Below are 15,349 nucleotides of genomic sequence, written 5' to 3'. Positions count from 1 at the left end.
TGAAATTAAGACACATCCAAACGAGAGAATGCTGCCCATATCTTTAAAGTTAACCGATTATTATAAAATTTGATGTAATTTCCGAGCAAAGTGTTCGTAGAAATTGGGCAAGATAATTACACCTACTGAAGTTTATTAATTATCAAAGAAGTTAGCTTCTGTATCGGAGGCGCCATCAAAAGGAGAATCATTGCCGGTATCAAAAATATTTCCTTTATGACTTATAGCATCTTTAAAAGAGTTCATTTCTTCTCCTGATTGATTCATTTTAGATTGCATTACATAATTTGCAATCATAGACTCAGATTCATCCACAAACCTTTGCACTCTCTTGCTAAAGAACATATTCGCATCACCTATTGAACCATTTCTGTGTTTCTTTATAATTAATTTGGAAGCCGTACCTACTGCATTGGACATATCCTCTTCGGTTTTGTTGTAATAATCATCACGGTATATAAACGCCACCATATCTGCATCTTGTTCAATAGATCCCGATTCGCGCAGGTCAGAAAGTTGTGGCGTTTTATCTGTTCTTTTTTCGGTTTCACGACTCAACTGTGCAAGTGCAATAACAGGGATGTTGAGCTCCTTAGCCAATGTTTTCAAGGAACGGGAAATATGGCTAATTTCCTGCTCTCTGTTCATTTTAGATTCTTTTACCTCATCGCCTTTCATCAACTGTAAATAGTCCACCATTATCATTCCAATGCCGTGTTGTGAATGTAGCCTTCTGGCTTTAGCTTTTAATTCAAATACAGACAAACTTGGAGTGTCATCAATAAAAATCGGGGCTTGAGAAAGAGTTTGGGTTTTGGTAACAATTTGTTGCCATTGGTGTTCCATCAGATTACCTTTTCTCAAATCTTCGGAACTAATCTCTGCTTCGGCAGATATCATACGTGTAACCAACTGAACTGCAGACATCTCCAATGAAAAGAATGCCACCGGAACATTGTGACCGACTGCTGCATTTCTGAGCATGGTAAGCGCAAATGCAGTTTTACCCATACCAGGACGACCGGCAATGATAATCAAATCTGATTTTTGCCAACCCGAAGTAATCCTGTCCACGCTTGCAATACCACTTGGCACGCCCGTTACGTCAGAAGTATGTTTGGTATTGGCTTCAATTTGCATTAAAGCTTTTGCAACCAGATTATCAATGCCTTCATAATTACGCTTCATGCCCTTGTTTTTGATTTCATAGATTTTCTTTTCGGTGTCATCCAATAGTGCAAAGGCATCTGCACTAGGCTCATACGCATCTCTGATGGTTTCACCACAAATGTTAATCAAAACTCTCTGTACATATTTTTCAACGATTATATGGGCATGAAATTCAATATTTGCAGAGGATGTAACCTTCATTGTCAGTTCACTCACATAGAACTCGCCTCCAACAAACTCAAGTTTTTCTTGTGCTCTAAGTTTTTCAATAACAGTTAAAAGGTCTATTGGCTCGTTTCTTTCAACCAAAGAACGAATTGCATTAAAGACAAATTGATTTTTTTCGTCATAGAAGTATTCCGGCATTAATATTTCTTGTATTCTAAGCATAGAAGTGCCATCCAACAATAGCGCACCCAGCACCGCTTGTTCCATATCAAGAGCCGCAGGCACTTTTCGACCCATTGTGTCTAAAGCCGTAATCAATTCAGCACTTTGCTTATTCTTTTTTCCTAAATTTCTATTTGACAATCTCTCGTTCATTCAGCAAGCAAAATAATACCAACAATACAACGCTTGCAAGTTCTCAAATACTCACCTGAACTTTTCCACATTATTTTTGAGAGTGTTTAGGCAAATAAAATTTGCCTGCTTGTCAGTATAGATTTAACTCAACCCTCAACCAACACCCCTCAAACCCAACAGAATCAGACAATCTGGCATAAAACAGTTAGTAGTCTAAGATGGCATGATTTTAGAGTTTAACGTAAAAATAATTTTACACAGTAAAATGTCAATATTTTTCCACTTAAATTCTAACTATATTTTGCATAGATTCATGCAAGTTGGACATAAGAATAGTACTACATTGAATATCTTTGAACCTTTAAAACAACATCAGCAATAACTTAAAATGTCAACAAATAAATTTTCACCCAGAGTAAAAGAAGTCATCCAATTCAGTCGCGAAGAAGCCATTCGTATGGGACATGATTATATCGGTCCTGAACATTTGCTTCTTGGAGTCATTAGAGAAGGAGAAGGCAGGGCTTTACAAACACTTAAAAGCCTTGATGTAGATGTGCTAAGAGTTAAAAAATCCATAGAAGATGCCGTTAAATCAACCTCAGGTAAAACAACCAACATTGGTAATCTGCCTCTTACACGACAAGCTGAGAAAGCTCTAAAAATAACCTATCTTGAAGCCAGAATGTTCAAAACAGAGATTATTGGAACTGAACATTTACTCTTGTCTATTTTGAGAGATGAAGACAATTTAGCAACCGAAATTCTTTCTCAATACGGAATCACTTATGATATCTTCAAAAGTGCTTTAGAAGAAGATACACCCGGTCAGATACCTCCACCCTCATCTCCCAAATCCGAGCTACCACCAAACGATGAGAACGCTGAAGAAAGTGCTTATGGTGAAGATAAAAAAATGGACGATTTACGCAAAAAAAATTCCAAATCTAAGACCCCTGTCCTTGACAATTTTGGCAGAGATCTGACTCATGATGCAGAAGAAGGCAAACTCGATCCTGTAATAGGACGAGAAAAAGAAATTGAACGTGTATCACAAGTCCTATCACGCAGAAAGAAAAACAATCCCGTTTTAATTGGTGAGCCTGGCGTTGGCAAAACTGCTATTGCAGAAGGACTTGCGGTTAGGATTGTTCAAAAAAAGGTTTCCAGAATTCTTTTTAATAAAAGAGTGGTTACTCTTGATTTAGCATCACTTGTGGCAGGCACAAAATACAGAGGACAATTTGAAGAAAGAATCAAAGCCATTATGAACGAACTTGAAAAGAGTGATGATGTAATTCTATTTATTGACGAGATTCATACACTTGTAGGTGCAGGTGGTGCATCAGGTTCTTTGGACGCTTCCAACATGTTCAAACCCGCCTTGTCAAGAGGAGAAATTCAATGTATTGGTGCTACCACATTAGATGAATACCGACAATATATTGAAAAAGATGGCGCCTTAGAAAGACGTTTCCAGATGGTTATAGTGGAACCTGCTTCTGCCAGCGAAACTTTGGAAATTCTGAATAATATCAAAGACAAATACGAAGAACATCACTCAGTTAGTTTTACCCCTGGAGCCATTGAGGCTTGTGTGAAACTATCCGAAAGATATATTACAGATCGTTATCTTCCCGATAAGGCGATTGATGTATTGGACGAAGCAGGCGCCAGAGTTCATATTTCCAACATTCATGTTCCTTCTGACATACTTGACCTTGAAGCTCAAATTGAAGAGGTAAAAGTAGAAAAAATCAGGGTTGTCAAATCCCAAAACTATGAAGAAGCTGCAAGGTTAAGAGATACAGAGAAAACATTGCTAAAAAACCTTGATAATGCTAAACTTAAATGGGAAGAAGACAGCAAAAACCATAAATATGTTGTGAGCGAAGAAGATGTCGCAGAAGTAATCGCCATGATGACGGGCATTCCCGTGAAAAGAATTGCCCAAGGTGAAGGCAAAAAATTACTCAACATGGAAGCTGATTTGCAAAAAAGAGTAATTGGACAAGACAAAGCAGTTGCCCGACTTTCCAAAGCTATTCAACGTACAAGAGCCGGTCTCAAAGACCCTAACAAACCCATTGGTTCATTTATTTTCCTTGGACCCACCGGTGTAGGAAAAACTGAAATGGCAAAAGCATTGAGCGAATACTTATTTGACACTCAAGACTCTCTTATAAGAATTGACATGAGCGAATACATGGAAAAATTTGCCGTATCAAGATTGGTGGGAGCGCCTCCCGGTTATGTAGGTTATGAAGAAGGTGGCTTGTTGACTGAAAAAGTTCGCAGAAAACCCTACTCTGTCATTCTTTTTGATGAGATAGAAAAAGCTCACCAAGATGTGTTTAACTTATTGTTGCAAGCACTTGATGAAGGGTTTATGACCGACAGTCTAGGAAGAAAAATTGACTTTAGAAATACAGTCATCATCATGACTTCAAACATTGGTTCACGACAACTCAAAGATTTTGGAACAGGTGTAGGTTTCAACACTTCCAACAAAATAACCAACCAAGAGAAAGACAGTAAGCAAATCATTGAAAATGCACTCAAAAAATTCTTTAGCCCTGAGTTCTTAAATAGGATTGATGATGTTATTGTATTTAAGAGTCTTGAAAAAGAGGATATTTTCAAAATTATGGATATTTCAATGAACAAAATGCTCAAAAGGGTTTCTGACCTTGGTATTGAAGTAGAGTTAGATGCAAATGTGAAAGAATTCTTGGTGGAAAAGGGCTTTGATGCTGAATTTGGTGCACGCCCTCTACATCGTACAATACAAAAGTATATGGAAGACCCTCTTGCTGAAGAAATCCTCAAGGGTGAAGTTAAGGAAGGTTCTAAGCTGCTTGTATCCATGAACAAAGAGCAAGACGGATTAAGCATTAAAACCCAGCCTAAATCTAAAAAGGGCAATGAATCCAAAGAAGAATTAAAAAAGGACGAATAGAACATTTACCCAAATTATAAACTCATGACAGCCCGCAACAATATTGCGGGCTGTTCTATTTTGTTAATGCAACCATTCATTTTAACAGTCTAACTCTTATCTTTGCACCTCATTAAAAAAAATGTCAGATACAGAATTAATGGTTGCCGACATACCCGTTTCAAGTGGCTCCATACATAGAAATCTTTATATCGAAAGCTACGGCTGTGCCATGAATTTCAGTGACAGCGAAATTGTAGCTTCTATCCTTTATAATCATGGTTTTCGCGTTACAAATGACGAAACAGATGCAGATGTAATACTCATCAACACTTGTGCTGTTCGCGATAATGCGGAGCAACGTATAAGAGAACGACTGAAACACCTGCGAGCCAATAAGAAAAAGAACAGAGATTTAATCATTGGGGTATTGGGCTGTATGGCAGAACGCTTGAAAGACAAACTCCTCGAACAAGAAAAATTAGTGGATGTGGTCGCGGGTCCCGATGCATATAGAGAATTACCCAAATTGCTTGCTGAAGTTGACGAAGGGAGCAAAGCAATTAATGTACTTTTATCCCGTGAAGAAACTTATGGCGAAATCAGCCCGGTTCGACTTAACTCTAATGGTGTCAACGCCTTTGTGTCAATTACCAGAGGTTGCGACAATATGTGTTCATTCTGCGTAGTTCCGTTCACTCGTGGCAGAGAACGCAGTCGCGAACCTGAAAGTATTATAAAAGAAATCAAAGACTTGTCAGATGCAGGATTCAAAGAAGTTACCTTACTTGGACAAAACGTTGATAGCTATTTGTGGTTTGGAGGTGGAGCAAAAAAAGATTTTGAAAAAGCGAGCAAAGACGCTCAAGACACTGCCGTTACTTTTGCTAAACTGCTTGAAATGTGTGCGCAAGTAAATCCTGAAATGAGAATTCGCTTTTCAACCTCGCACCCTAAGGACATTGACGATAATGTCCTATTCACCATGAAAAAATACAACAATATTTGCAAGCATATTCACCTACCAGCCCAGTCAGGTAGTAGCAAAATATTGGAGAAAATGAACCGCACTTATGACAGAGAATGGTACTTGAACAAAGTAAAAAGAATCAGAGAAATCATGCCGGATTGTGGTATTTCAAGTGATGTTATTTGCGGATTTTGTACAGAAACCGAGGAAGATCATAAAGAAACATTAAGCATTATGGAAATTTCTCAATTTGATTTCAGCTACATGTATTTTTATAGTGAACGTCCGGGCACAATGGCAGCAAAGAAGTTCCCGGATGATGTTCCCTTAGAAGTTAAAAAAAGAAGATTAGCAGAGGTAATTGAACTCCAAAACAAAATTTCAACTGAAAAAAACAAGAAATTTGTTGGCAAAGTGGTAAAAGTATTGGTAGAAGGAGAATCCAAAAAAAGTGAAACAGACTTAAGAGGCAGAAGCGATCAGAATATCATGGTAGTATTCCCAAAATCAACACAAAAACCAGGTGACTACGTAAATGTACTGGTTGAAGAAACCACCACAACTACACTAAAAGGGCGTCCCATTTAACAACATCAGATGATTAACGAGAAAGAACTACAACAAATTAAAAACAGGTATGAAATAGTGGGCAACTCTCCCCTGCTCAATCATGCTTTGGAAACAGCTTTGCGCGTTGCACCAACAGATATGAGTGTTTTGATTTTTGGAGAAAGTGGTGTAGGTAAAGAAGTTTTTTCTAAAATCATTCATCAAAATAGTGCCAGAAAACACGGCTCTTTCATTGCGGTAAACTGTGGCGCAATCCCCGAGGGCACAATAGATTCCGAACTGTTTGGACACGAAAAAGGTTCTTTTACAGGTGCAACCGATGCCAGAAAAGGATATTTTGAAACTGTAAATGGCGGAACGATTTTCCTTGACGAAGTAGGAGAACTTCCTTTGGGAACACAAGCAAGATTATTAAGAGTATTGGAAACCGGAGAGTTTATTCGTGTAGGCTCAAGCAAAATCCAAAAAACCAACGTAAGAGTGGTAGCTGCCACAAACAATAATCTCTTGGAGAATGCCGGAAAAGGCAAGTTCAGAACAGATTTATATTACAGACTAGCCACAGTTCCTATTGTCATTCCTAAGCTCAGCGCAAGAAAAGAAGATATTTACTTGATATTTTTAAAGTTTGTTAATGACTTTGCCGAAAAATACCATGCTCGTTACATTGAACTGACTCCCGATGCAAGACTCATGCTTGAAAATTATTCATGGCAGGGAAATGTCCGACAACTCCGCAATGTAACCGAACAACTTTGTGTGCTTGAAAGAGATGGTGTAATTGATGCCCAAACTCTAAAAAACTATCTGCCTCCCGAATATTCAAGTCTGCCTGTTGTTGCCTTGTCAAATGATGGTCATGAGAAAGAAAGTTTTAGCGATAGAGACCTTCTTTACAAAGTTCTGTTTGATTTGAAGCGAGATATGACCGAGCTTAAAAAATTGGTTTTCAGATTGATTGAAAGCGGTGACAACCATGGCTCCTTCTTGCGAGAGAATGAAGGCGCAATCCGACAAATATTCAGTGAAGAAATTAAAGATATGAATCAACCTTTAGATTTTTCCATTTCACTTCCTCACACCAATATACCTGCTCCTCACCCAACATATTCAAACGATTCCGAAACTAAAACCATTAGAATTGAAGAAGCCAAAACAATTCAAGAGCAGGAAAGAGACATGATTAAGAAATCTCTGGAACGCAATAAAGGACGTAGAAAAAAAGCGGCTATTGAACTGGGTATTTCAGAAAGAACGCTCTACCGTAAAATCAAGCAATATGATCTTGAGTAAAATCAATAGTTTAAAAATAATATTATTGTGTACAAGCTTGCTAATGTTCAGTAATTGCGGCATCTATTCCTTGTCTGGAGTGAACATTCCCGATGATGTAAAGAGTATTTCAATCATGTATTTCCCTAACCAAGCACCACAAGTTGCACCCACACTCAGTCAAGTGTTTACTGAAAAACTCAAAGACAAATTTCAGAGTGAAACTAAACTTTATTTGACAGACCAAGATGGAGACTATCAAATAGATGGACTCATTACCGATTACAATATACAACCTGTAAGTATTTCGGGAAATACTGCTGCAACCGAAAATAGATTAACCATGAGTACCAAGGTTAATTTCACCAGCCCAAAACATTCAAAATTTAACTTTAACAAAACATACACTAATTTCGTCAATTTCCCCGCTGCAACGGACTATTCCGCAATAGAAACACAACTCATCACCGATGTTACAAATATGATGGTTCAAGATATTTTTAATGACATTGCATTAAAGTGGTAACTCCATGACACCAGCCAGACTCACGGACATATTGAATAACCCAAACTCTGTTTCAGATAAAGAAATAGCAACACTTGAGACACTTGTAGCTGAGTTTCCCTATTACAATTTGCCTCATATTTTATTGGCTAAAATATACAAAGAGAAAGAGGACTATAAATATGATAAACAGGTCAAAAAAGCTTCTCTCAGGGTGATAGACAGAGCTTGGTTATTTTCATTCATTCAAAGTGCACAACCACTTTCAATAACAGAACAACCCATCAGTGAAGAAGATAAAACTGAAATTCTAACAAATAAGCCTGAAAATCAAAAGGAGTTGCCAAGTATAGATACCCTTGTACCTCAAACATTACACGAAAATATTGAGTCTGAGTCAGAAATTACAGCACCCGAAGAGACGCCCACAATAGAACATGTAGAACAAGTTTCAAGGACCAATACTTCCGATAATATTATAGAAACAGGTGAAATTGAATCTGAGCAAACCATATCAAAAACATGTAAGCAACAGGATAAATGGGATGAACAGGATGAAACAGTGGAAAATGCTGAAGAAATTGAATTGTTGCAACCTATCATAGAAACACAAACAACCGAATTCCATAGTTTTTCTGACTGGCTCAATCAATTTTCAAAACCAATCAAAGACGCAACTGAATCCATACTAACAACCGACTCTACACCCACAACATCGCCCCCCCCTTCCCATTCAGAGATAAAATCAAATCATTCTGATTCTATTGCGTTAATTGATTCTTTTCTCAAAAACCAACCTAGTATTAGCCATCCTAAAACAGATTTTTTCAAAGCAGAAAAGGCTGCTATAAAGAGTTTAGAGCTAGATGACGACATTGTAACAGAAACATTAGCAAGCATTTATGTAAAACAAGGGCATATACCGGAGGCTATTTGGGCTTACGAAAAATTAAAGTTGAAATTTCCACAAAAAGAGAGTTATTTTGCAGCCCTTATAAAAGAACTTAAAAAAGACACGGAATAAATATGTTAACCTTCTTATTAATTTTTGCCATTATCGTAGGTATTGTATTGATTGCAGTAGTATTAGTACAAAACCCCAAAGGCAGCGGACTTGCTTCTAACTTCTCAACCGGAAATCAATTTTTCGGAGTAAAGAAAACTACCGATATCGTTGAAAAAATCACATGGGTTGCCGCAGGACTTGTGATGATTGTTTCATTGTTAGCTGCCGGATATTTGCCAAGACACAACACAAAGTCGCCTACACAGGGCACAAAAGATGGTAAAATAGATCCACAATTAGAGGAAATCATGCAAAAAGGCTTGCCTTCAACTACACCGACTCTACCCACTACTCCAGAGCCTAATGGAGCACAGGACCCTGCTCAACCACAGGCTCCCCAACAGGGACCTCAACCTGCTCCGGCACAGTAGTTCAACAATAGTTTCGTAACTTAGTTCTACTAAGTTGAACAGAAAGAACTTTTAAAAATCAAAGTATTATACTTTGATTTTTTTTTGTGTCATGGCTGAATTTTAAAAAGTAAGAACTTAATTTGCACCTCCTAATTCCAAATTGGGAGTTTTAATGTAGTTAATTCATTATTAGTCAGGAATATGTGTCATGGAGAACGTAGAAGAAATACTACAAGACAAAATAAGAAATATTGACTGGGAAACCGAATTCAATATTTTTTCTCTCTTTGATAAAGAGCCGGAAAAAGTACATCCCGCAGAAATTGCCGAAGTATTGGATGTAATTCCTGAGGACAAAGCCTGTTCCATATTTGTCACATTTGACGCAGAATTACAATTATGGTCATTCCCTTACATTGATGAACAGCTTCAACACAAACTGGTAAGACAACTATCATCTCAACAAGCCTCCCACCTACTCAACAATCTGAGCAGTGACAACAGAACCAGTTTTTTTAGTGATTTAACAGCCCTCGAACGTACAGTTTATATTCATTATCTGGATGAAGACAACAAGAAAGAAACTCAAAACTTTCTTGGGTATTCTGAAAACAGTGTAGCTCGTTTGATAGATACTGACTATGCCGCTATTACCCAAGACATGACCATTGCGGAGGCAAGCGCATTCTTGCGTAAGAATTTTAAAGACTCCGAAGCATCTAATGTAATATATGTCATTGATAATGAAGGTAAATTGGTAGATGATATTCAAGTCAGAAGATTGGTTTTAAACCCTCCTGAAATGAAAATTACAGAGTTAATGGACAAAAACTTTGTATCTCTTCAAATCAATGACACACAAGAACATGCCATCCAAAAATTCAAAGATTATGACAGGGTTGTCATTCCCGTTGTAAACGACAACAATATTCTGCTGGGTGTTGTTACCGTTGACGATATCATGGACGTTGCCGAACAAAAAGAAACTGAAAAAATACAAAAATTCGGGGGGGTTGAGAAGCTTGATTTTCCTTATGTCAAAACAAGTCTATTTAAACTTACTCAAAAAAGAGCAACATGGTTGATTATCTTATTCATTGGCGAAATGCTGACAGCTACTGCCATGGGCTATTTTGAAGATGAAATTTCTCAAGCTGTCATATTGGCTCTGTTTGTGCCTTTGATTATTTCCAGTGGAGGAAATAGCGGTTCTCAAGCGGCAACACTCATAATCAGAGCATTAGCATTGAAAGAACTTACACTACGAGATTGGTGGTTTGTGATGAGACGTGAAATTTTTTCCGGGTTCCTACTGGGTGTAATTTTAGGCAGCATTGGTTTTATCAGAATCACAGTATGGCACATATTCAAATGGTATGATTATGGACAACATTGGTTTTTAATTGCACTCACAATCTTCTTTTCACTTATTGGAATTGTGCTTTGGGGAACCTTGGCAGGCTCAATGATTCCGATAATTCTCAAAAAATTGAAAATTGACCCTGCAACATCATCTGCACCTTTTGTAGCAACTTTGGTGGATGTTACAGGACTGATTATTTACTTTTCAATAGCCGCTATTGTCTTAAATGGTACTTTATTATGATATATTTTTTTAAAACAACAACTCTTTTTACAATTTGTGCAGCAATGATAGCGTGCAACAGCAGTAACAAATCCATTCAAGTTGCAACACCCGACAGCCATACCTCAGAGTCATCTTTGGATTGGGCAGGTATATATTCCGGAGTGATTCCGTGTGCAGACTGCGAAGGTATTGAGACTGAATTAACTATCAATTCAGATTTAACTTATACGCTCATCAGCACCTATTTAGGTAAAGAACCCATGATTTCTGATACAATCAAAGGCACATTTTCATGGGAGAATGGCAACATCATTCATTTGTCCAACGGACATCCATTTAAATTTAAAGTTGAAGAAGACCAAGTTAGAATACTTGATTCGGCTCATAATCCGGTGAAAGGGGAATTAGCACAATTCTATGTTTTATCCAAAAACGGGAATCCGGAGGTAGAAGACATTAAGTGGCATTTGGTTGAACTAAACGGGAAAAAAGTAGAAGGCGATGCTGAAACACATTATTTAATTTTTAACAGCAAGGAAAGACGAGCTGTAACAAAAGTCGGTTGCAATGTCATGAACTATCAATATAGAATTACCTATATGTTCAGACTCGAACTAAGCAAAGGGTTAAGTACACTAATGGCTTGTCCCGACAGCATAGAAGATGAATATAGACAGGTATTGGAGATGGTTGACAATCTCTCTGTAAGCGAAAATAGATTAACACTAAACAAAGCAAGAATGGCACCACTGGCTGTTTTTGAACCCTTAAAATAACATAAAATCTTTGCCCCGTATTAGTACCGATTAAATCAAAAATATGATGTTAGGAAAGAAATCAAGAATACTCATAAAAAATCAAGAACAAATTGAAGGAATCAAAGCTGCCAGCAAACTCGCTGCTGAGACATTGAAGTATTTAGGACAGTTTGCCGTACCGGGAAATTCTACAAAATATATTGATACTAAATGTGCCGAATTCACACATGACCACGGAGCTATTGCTGCAACAAAGGGTTATGGACACCCGCCTTTTCCCGGTTCCTGCTGTACTTCGGTAAACGATGTAGTATGTCATGGAATTCCTAATAATTATATTTTAAAAGAAGGCGATATACTCAACATTGATGTAACTCCCATCCTCAACGGATATTACGGAGATACTTGTCGAATGTATCCCATAGGGGAAATATCCAAAGAAGCCGCTAACCTTATTGAAATTACCCGTCAGAGTCTTTGGAAAGGTATTGAGCAGGTTAAACCCGGAAACAGATTTGGCAATATTGGACATGCTATCAGCAAACATGTTCAACCCAAAGGTTATTCCGTTGTTTTTGAATTTGCCGGACACGGTGTGGGTGTTGAATTCCACGAAGAGCCACAAGTAGATCACAGTGCACCCAAAGATTCAGGAGCAATTATGCAGCCCGGTATGATTTTCACCATAGAACCTATGATAAATCAGGGTAAAGCCAGATGCAAAATAGACCGCAATGATGGTTGGACAGCACGTACCATTGACGGGAAATTATCGGCTCAGTTTGAACATACTCTTTTGGTAACAGAAACAGGGGTAGAAGCACTGACCGATATTGGAGAATTTTAAAAGTAATTCCAAATTAACTTAATTCATACACCTTCCCTCTTTCTGCTACTTCCGGATGTAGAGTTGGGTTAATTGCATCTTTGAAAGCATGTGCTGATTGTGTATCTGAATGGACAATAATCACTTTACTTGTGTTTTCATCGGTAGCTTGCTGAATATAATGAAGCAATCCGGTGTGGTCAGGATGTGCTGAAAATCCGTCAGTTTGTTTAACAGTAGCACGAACCGGTCTTTCTTTTTTATTAATCACCACATGGCTTAACCCTTGCAATAACAGGTGCCCAAAGGTTCCTTCGGCACAATAACCGGCAATCAAAATTGTGGAATCAGGATTAGAAATATTGGTTCTTACGTGTTGTTGAATTCTACCTCCTTCAACCATTCCTGCTGCTGAAATAATAACGCAAGGTTCTGTGTCCAGACTGACACTCTCACTATGAACCGGATTTAAAAGGGTATAGAGTAAATCGAACTCGAATAGCTCCCCATGTTTTTGATGAAAATATTTGGCTTCTGCGTTTAACAAATCGATATAAGACTCATACATACGTGTTGTTTTGATTGCCAGCGGACTATCTGTATAGACCTTGACTGCGGGCATCCTACCCTCTATAAACAACTGATGTAAAGTAAAAATGATAGCTTGTGTTCTGCCAACACTAAAAGCCGGTATAACCAATTTGCCTTTTTTATTTACACAAGTTTCAATCACTTCTTGCAATAGCACTTTTTTTACATCTGTGCCTTTTGTATGAAAACGTCCACCATAGGTTGCCTCCATCACTAAAAAGTCGGGCTGCGGAAGCGGAATAGGATCAATGGTAAGTTTAGCATCTGAATTCCCCAAATCTCCTGTAAAACCAATAGTTTTAACATCATTCCCCTCCGTAACTTTAATCAACACAGAAGCAGCACCCAAAATATGACCTGCATTTACAAACATTATTTCAATATCATTTGCAATTGACCTACTCCGGTTGTAATCCATTGTTACAACTTGTTCTATGGTTTGTTTAATGTGCTTATAACTATACAACAAACTTTCACTGAGGTTCTTTTTCTTTTTATGGGAATTATTTTTCTTAAAAACAGTTTTGTCAATAGACGCCATCTGAATATTGACCGAGTCTTCAAGTAAATATGCTGAGAGCTCTTTGGTTGGCGGGGTACAAAATATTTTTCCGGCAAATCCTTGGTTGACAAGGTTAGGCAAATTTCCGCTATGGTCAATGTGCGCATGTGTAAGCACAACAGCATCTATACTCTTTGGATTGAAAGGAAAATGTCGATTATTTTCTGTTATATCCTTGTTTTTCTTTTCATAATATAGTCCACAATCAATCAGAATCCTGTGTCCTGAATTGGTTTCCAACAAATGCATACTTCCTGTCACAACTCCTGCAGCACCCCAACATGTCAATTTCATTGGCGCAAATAAATATAAAATCAATGAAGAATAGAGAATTGATAATTAACATACCGTGCATTAATCTCCCCTATTGCCGCTTTACAATTTACTCACAGAGGGATAATTGCGAATTATTAATTGTTAAATAAAAAGTCAATCATTACTTTTGCCCATCCAAAATAATATCATCATAAATGAGACAAATCCAATTCAGAGAAGCCTTGCGAGAAGCCATGAGCGAAGAAATGCGTAGAGATTCTAACATTTTTCTTATAGGAGAAGAAGTGGCGGAATACAACGGGGCTTATAAGGTGAGTCAGGGAATGTTAGACGAGTTTGGCGCAAAGAGAGTTATAGACACTCCTATTGCAGAACTTGGATTTACCGGTATATCCATTGGTGCTTCCATGGCCGGATTGAGACCTATTGTTGAATTCATGACTTTCAACTTTTCACTTGTAGCTATTGACCAAATTATCAACTCAGCAGCCAAAATGCACAGCATGAGCGGAGGTGAATTTTTCTGTCCGATAGTTTTCAGAGGACCTACTGCCTCAGCCGGTCAATTGGGCGCACAACACTCAAATGCTTTTGAAAATTGGTATGCAAATACTGCAGGACTCAAAGTGATTGTCCCTTCAAACCCTTATGATGCAAAAGGTTTGCTCAAATCAGCAATTAGAGATGACAACCCTGTTATTTTTATGGAGTCTGAGCAAATGTATGGAATGAAATGGGAAGTTCCCGAAGAAGAATATCTCCTTGAAATAGGCAAAGCCCACGTTGCCAGAGAAGGAAAAGATGTTACGGTAGTCTCTTTTGGTAAAATGATGCATGTTGCATCTGATGCAGCCAACGAACTTGCTAAATCAGGCATTGAAGTTGAACTGATTGACTTGCGCTCTGTACGCCCTATTGATTATGAAACTGTCATAAAATCTATTCAAAAAACTAATAGATTAGTCATTGTGGAAGAAGCATGGCCATTGGCTTCCATTTCAAGTGAAATTGCATATATGGTTCAACGCAAAGCTTTTGACTATTTAGACGCTCCCATTGTGCGCGTAACAAGTCAAGACGTGCCACTGCCTTATGCTTCCACTTTGGTTGACGCTTATTTGCCCAATGTAAAACGCATCATTGAGGCTGTAAATCAGGTTACATATAGAGCTTAAATCTTTCTTGAAAAAGATTTTTTTCTTTTTGATAAAAAGCTATTTTTGCACCCTCTCAAACCAACCGGTACCATAGCTCAGTTGGTAGAGCAAAGGACTGAAAATCCTTGTGTCGCTGGTTCGATTCCAGCTGGTACCACCCAAACAAAAAAAGGTCGCAAATGCGACCTTTTTTTGTTTGCTCTCGGCAGAATATGCGAGCAT

General features: G+C 38.0%; 12 protein-coding genes and 1 tRNA gene. 11 read left to right on the top strand and 2 right to left on the bottom strand.

Features of this window, described 5'->3' with window-relative positions; translation table 11 throughout:
- Positions 1-135 precede the first annotated feature (135 nt).
- Complete coding sequence (gene dnaB / locus M9892_10630; GenBank protein MCO5254806.1) at positions 136-1,713, bottom strand: replicative DNA helicase; 1,578 nt, start codon at positions 1,711-1,713, stop codon at positions 136-138.
- A gap of 370 nt (positions 1,714-2,083) precedes the next feature.
- On the opposite strand from dnaB, the gene M9892_10625 reads away from it, so the two are divergent.
- From M9892_10625 to map, 9 genes are all read left to right on the top strand, one after another.
- Positions 2,084-4,654, top strand: coding sequence for an ATP-dependent Clp protease ATP-binding subunit (locus tag M9892_10625; protein ID MCO5254805.1), 2,571 nt, complete (start codon positions 2,084-2,086; stop codon positions 4,652-4,654).
- 121 nt (positions 4,655-4,775) lie between these two features.
- The gene (gene miaB, locus M9892_10620) at positions 4,776-6,191 is read left to right on the top strand and encodes a tRNA (N6-isopentenyl adenosine(37)-C2)-methylthiotransferase MiaB (protein ID MCO5254804.1); all 1,416 of its coding nucleotides are present in this window, start codon (positions 4,776-4,778) and stop codon (positions 6,189-6,191) included.
- 9 nt (positions 6,192-6,200) lie between these two features.
- On the top strand, positions 6,201-7,466 hold the full coding sequence (locus M9892_10615) for a sigma-54 dependent transcriptional regulator (GenBank protein MCO5254803.1): 1,266 nt from the start codon (positions 6,201-6,203) through the stop codon (positions 7,464-7,466).
- A gap of 79 nt (positions 7,467-7,545) precedes the next feature.
- Positions 7,546-7,971 (top strand): LPS assembly lipoprotein LptE, encoded by a 426-nt coding sequence (lptE, locus tag M9892_10610; GenBank protein ID MCO5254802.1) that lies wholly within the window; start codon positions 7,546-7,548, stop codon positions 7,969-7,971.
- A gap of 4 nt (positions 7,972-7,975) precedes the next feature.
- Positions 7,976-8,974 (top strand): hypothetical protein, encoded by a 999-nt coding sequence (locus tag M9892_10605; GenBank protein ID MCO5254801.1) that lies wholly within the window; start codon positions 7,976-7,978, stop codon positions 8,972-8,974.
- Positions 8,975-8,976: 2 nt separating this feature from the next.
- Entirely contained in the window at positions 8,977-9,387 is a 411-nt protein-coding gene (secG, locus tag M9892_10600) for a preprotein translocase subunit SecG (GenBank protein ID MCO5254800.1), read from the top strand.
- 190 nt (positions 9,388-9,577) lie between these two features.
- Positions 9,578-10,975, top strand: a complete 1,398-nt coding sequence (mgtE, locus tag M9892_10595) for a magnesium transporter (GenBank protein MCO5254799.1) — start codon at positions 9,578-9,580, stop codon at positions 10,973-10,975.
- Between the two features lie 44 nt (positions 10,976-11,019).
- Positions 11,020-11,733, top strand: a complete 714-nt coding sequence (locus tag M9892_10590; protein ID MCO5254798.1) for a copper resistance protein NlpE N-terminal domain-containing protein — start codon at positions 11,020-11,022, stop codon at positions 11,731-11,733.
- A 46-nt stretch (positions 11,734-11,779) separates the two neighbouring features.
- Positions 11,780-12,562 carry a type I methionyl aminopeptidase gene (gene map, locus M9892_10585; GenBank protein ID MCO5254797.1) on the top strand — a complete coding sequence of 261 codons (783 nt, stop codon included), beginning with the start codon at positions 11,780-11,782 and terminating at the stop codon, positions 12,560-12,562.
- A 13-nt stretch (positions 12,563-12,575) separates the two neighbouring features.
- On the opposite strand, the gene M9892_10580 is transcribed toward map, so the two are convergent.
- Entirely contained in the window at positions 12,576-13,988 is a 1,413-nt protein-coding gene (locus M9892_10580; GenBank protein MCO5254796.1) for an MBL fold metallo-hydrolase, read from the bottom strand.
- A 176-nt stretch (positions 13,989-14,164) separates the two neighbouring features.
- On the opposite strand from M9892_10580, the gene M9892_10575 reads away from it, so the two are divergent.
- Positions 14,165-15,145 (top strand): pyruvate dehydrogenase complex E1 component subunit beta, encoded by a 981-nt coding sequence (locus tag M9892_10575; protein MCO5254795.1) that lies wholly within the window; start codon positions 14,165-14,167, stop codon positions 15,143-15,145.
- A gap of 66 nt (positions 15,146-15,211) precedes the next feature.
- Positions 15,212-15,284 (top strand) — tRNA-Phe (locus tag M9892_10570).
- Positions 15,285-15,349: the final 65 nt, after the last annotated feature.

It is taken from the genome of Bacteroidota bacterium, from assembly GCA_023957335.1.
Taxonomy (GTDB): Bacteria; Bacteroidota; Bacteroidia; order NS11-12g; family UBA955; genus JALOAG01.
Note: the sequence above shows the minus strand (reverse complement) of the source record. Positions and strands in the feature narration are given on the sequence as shown.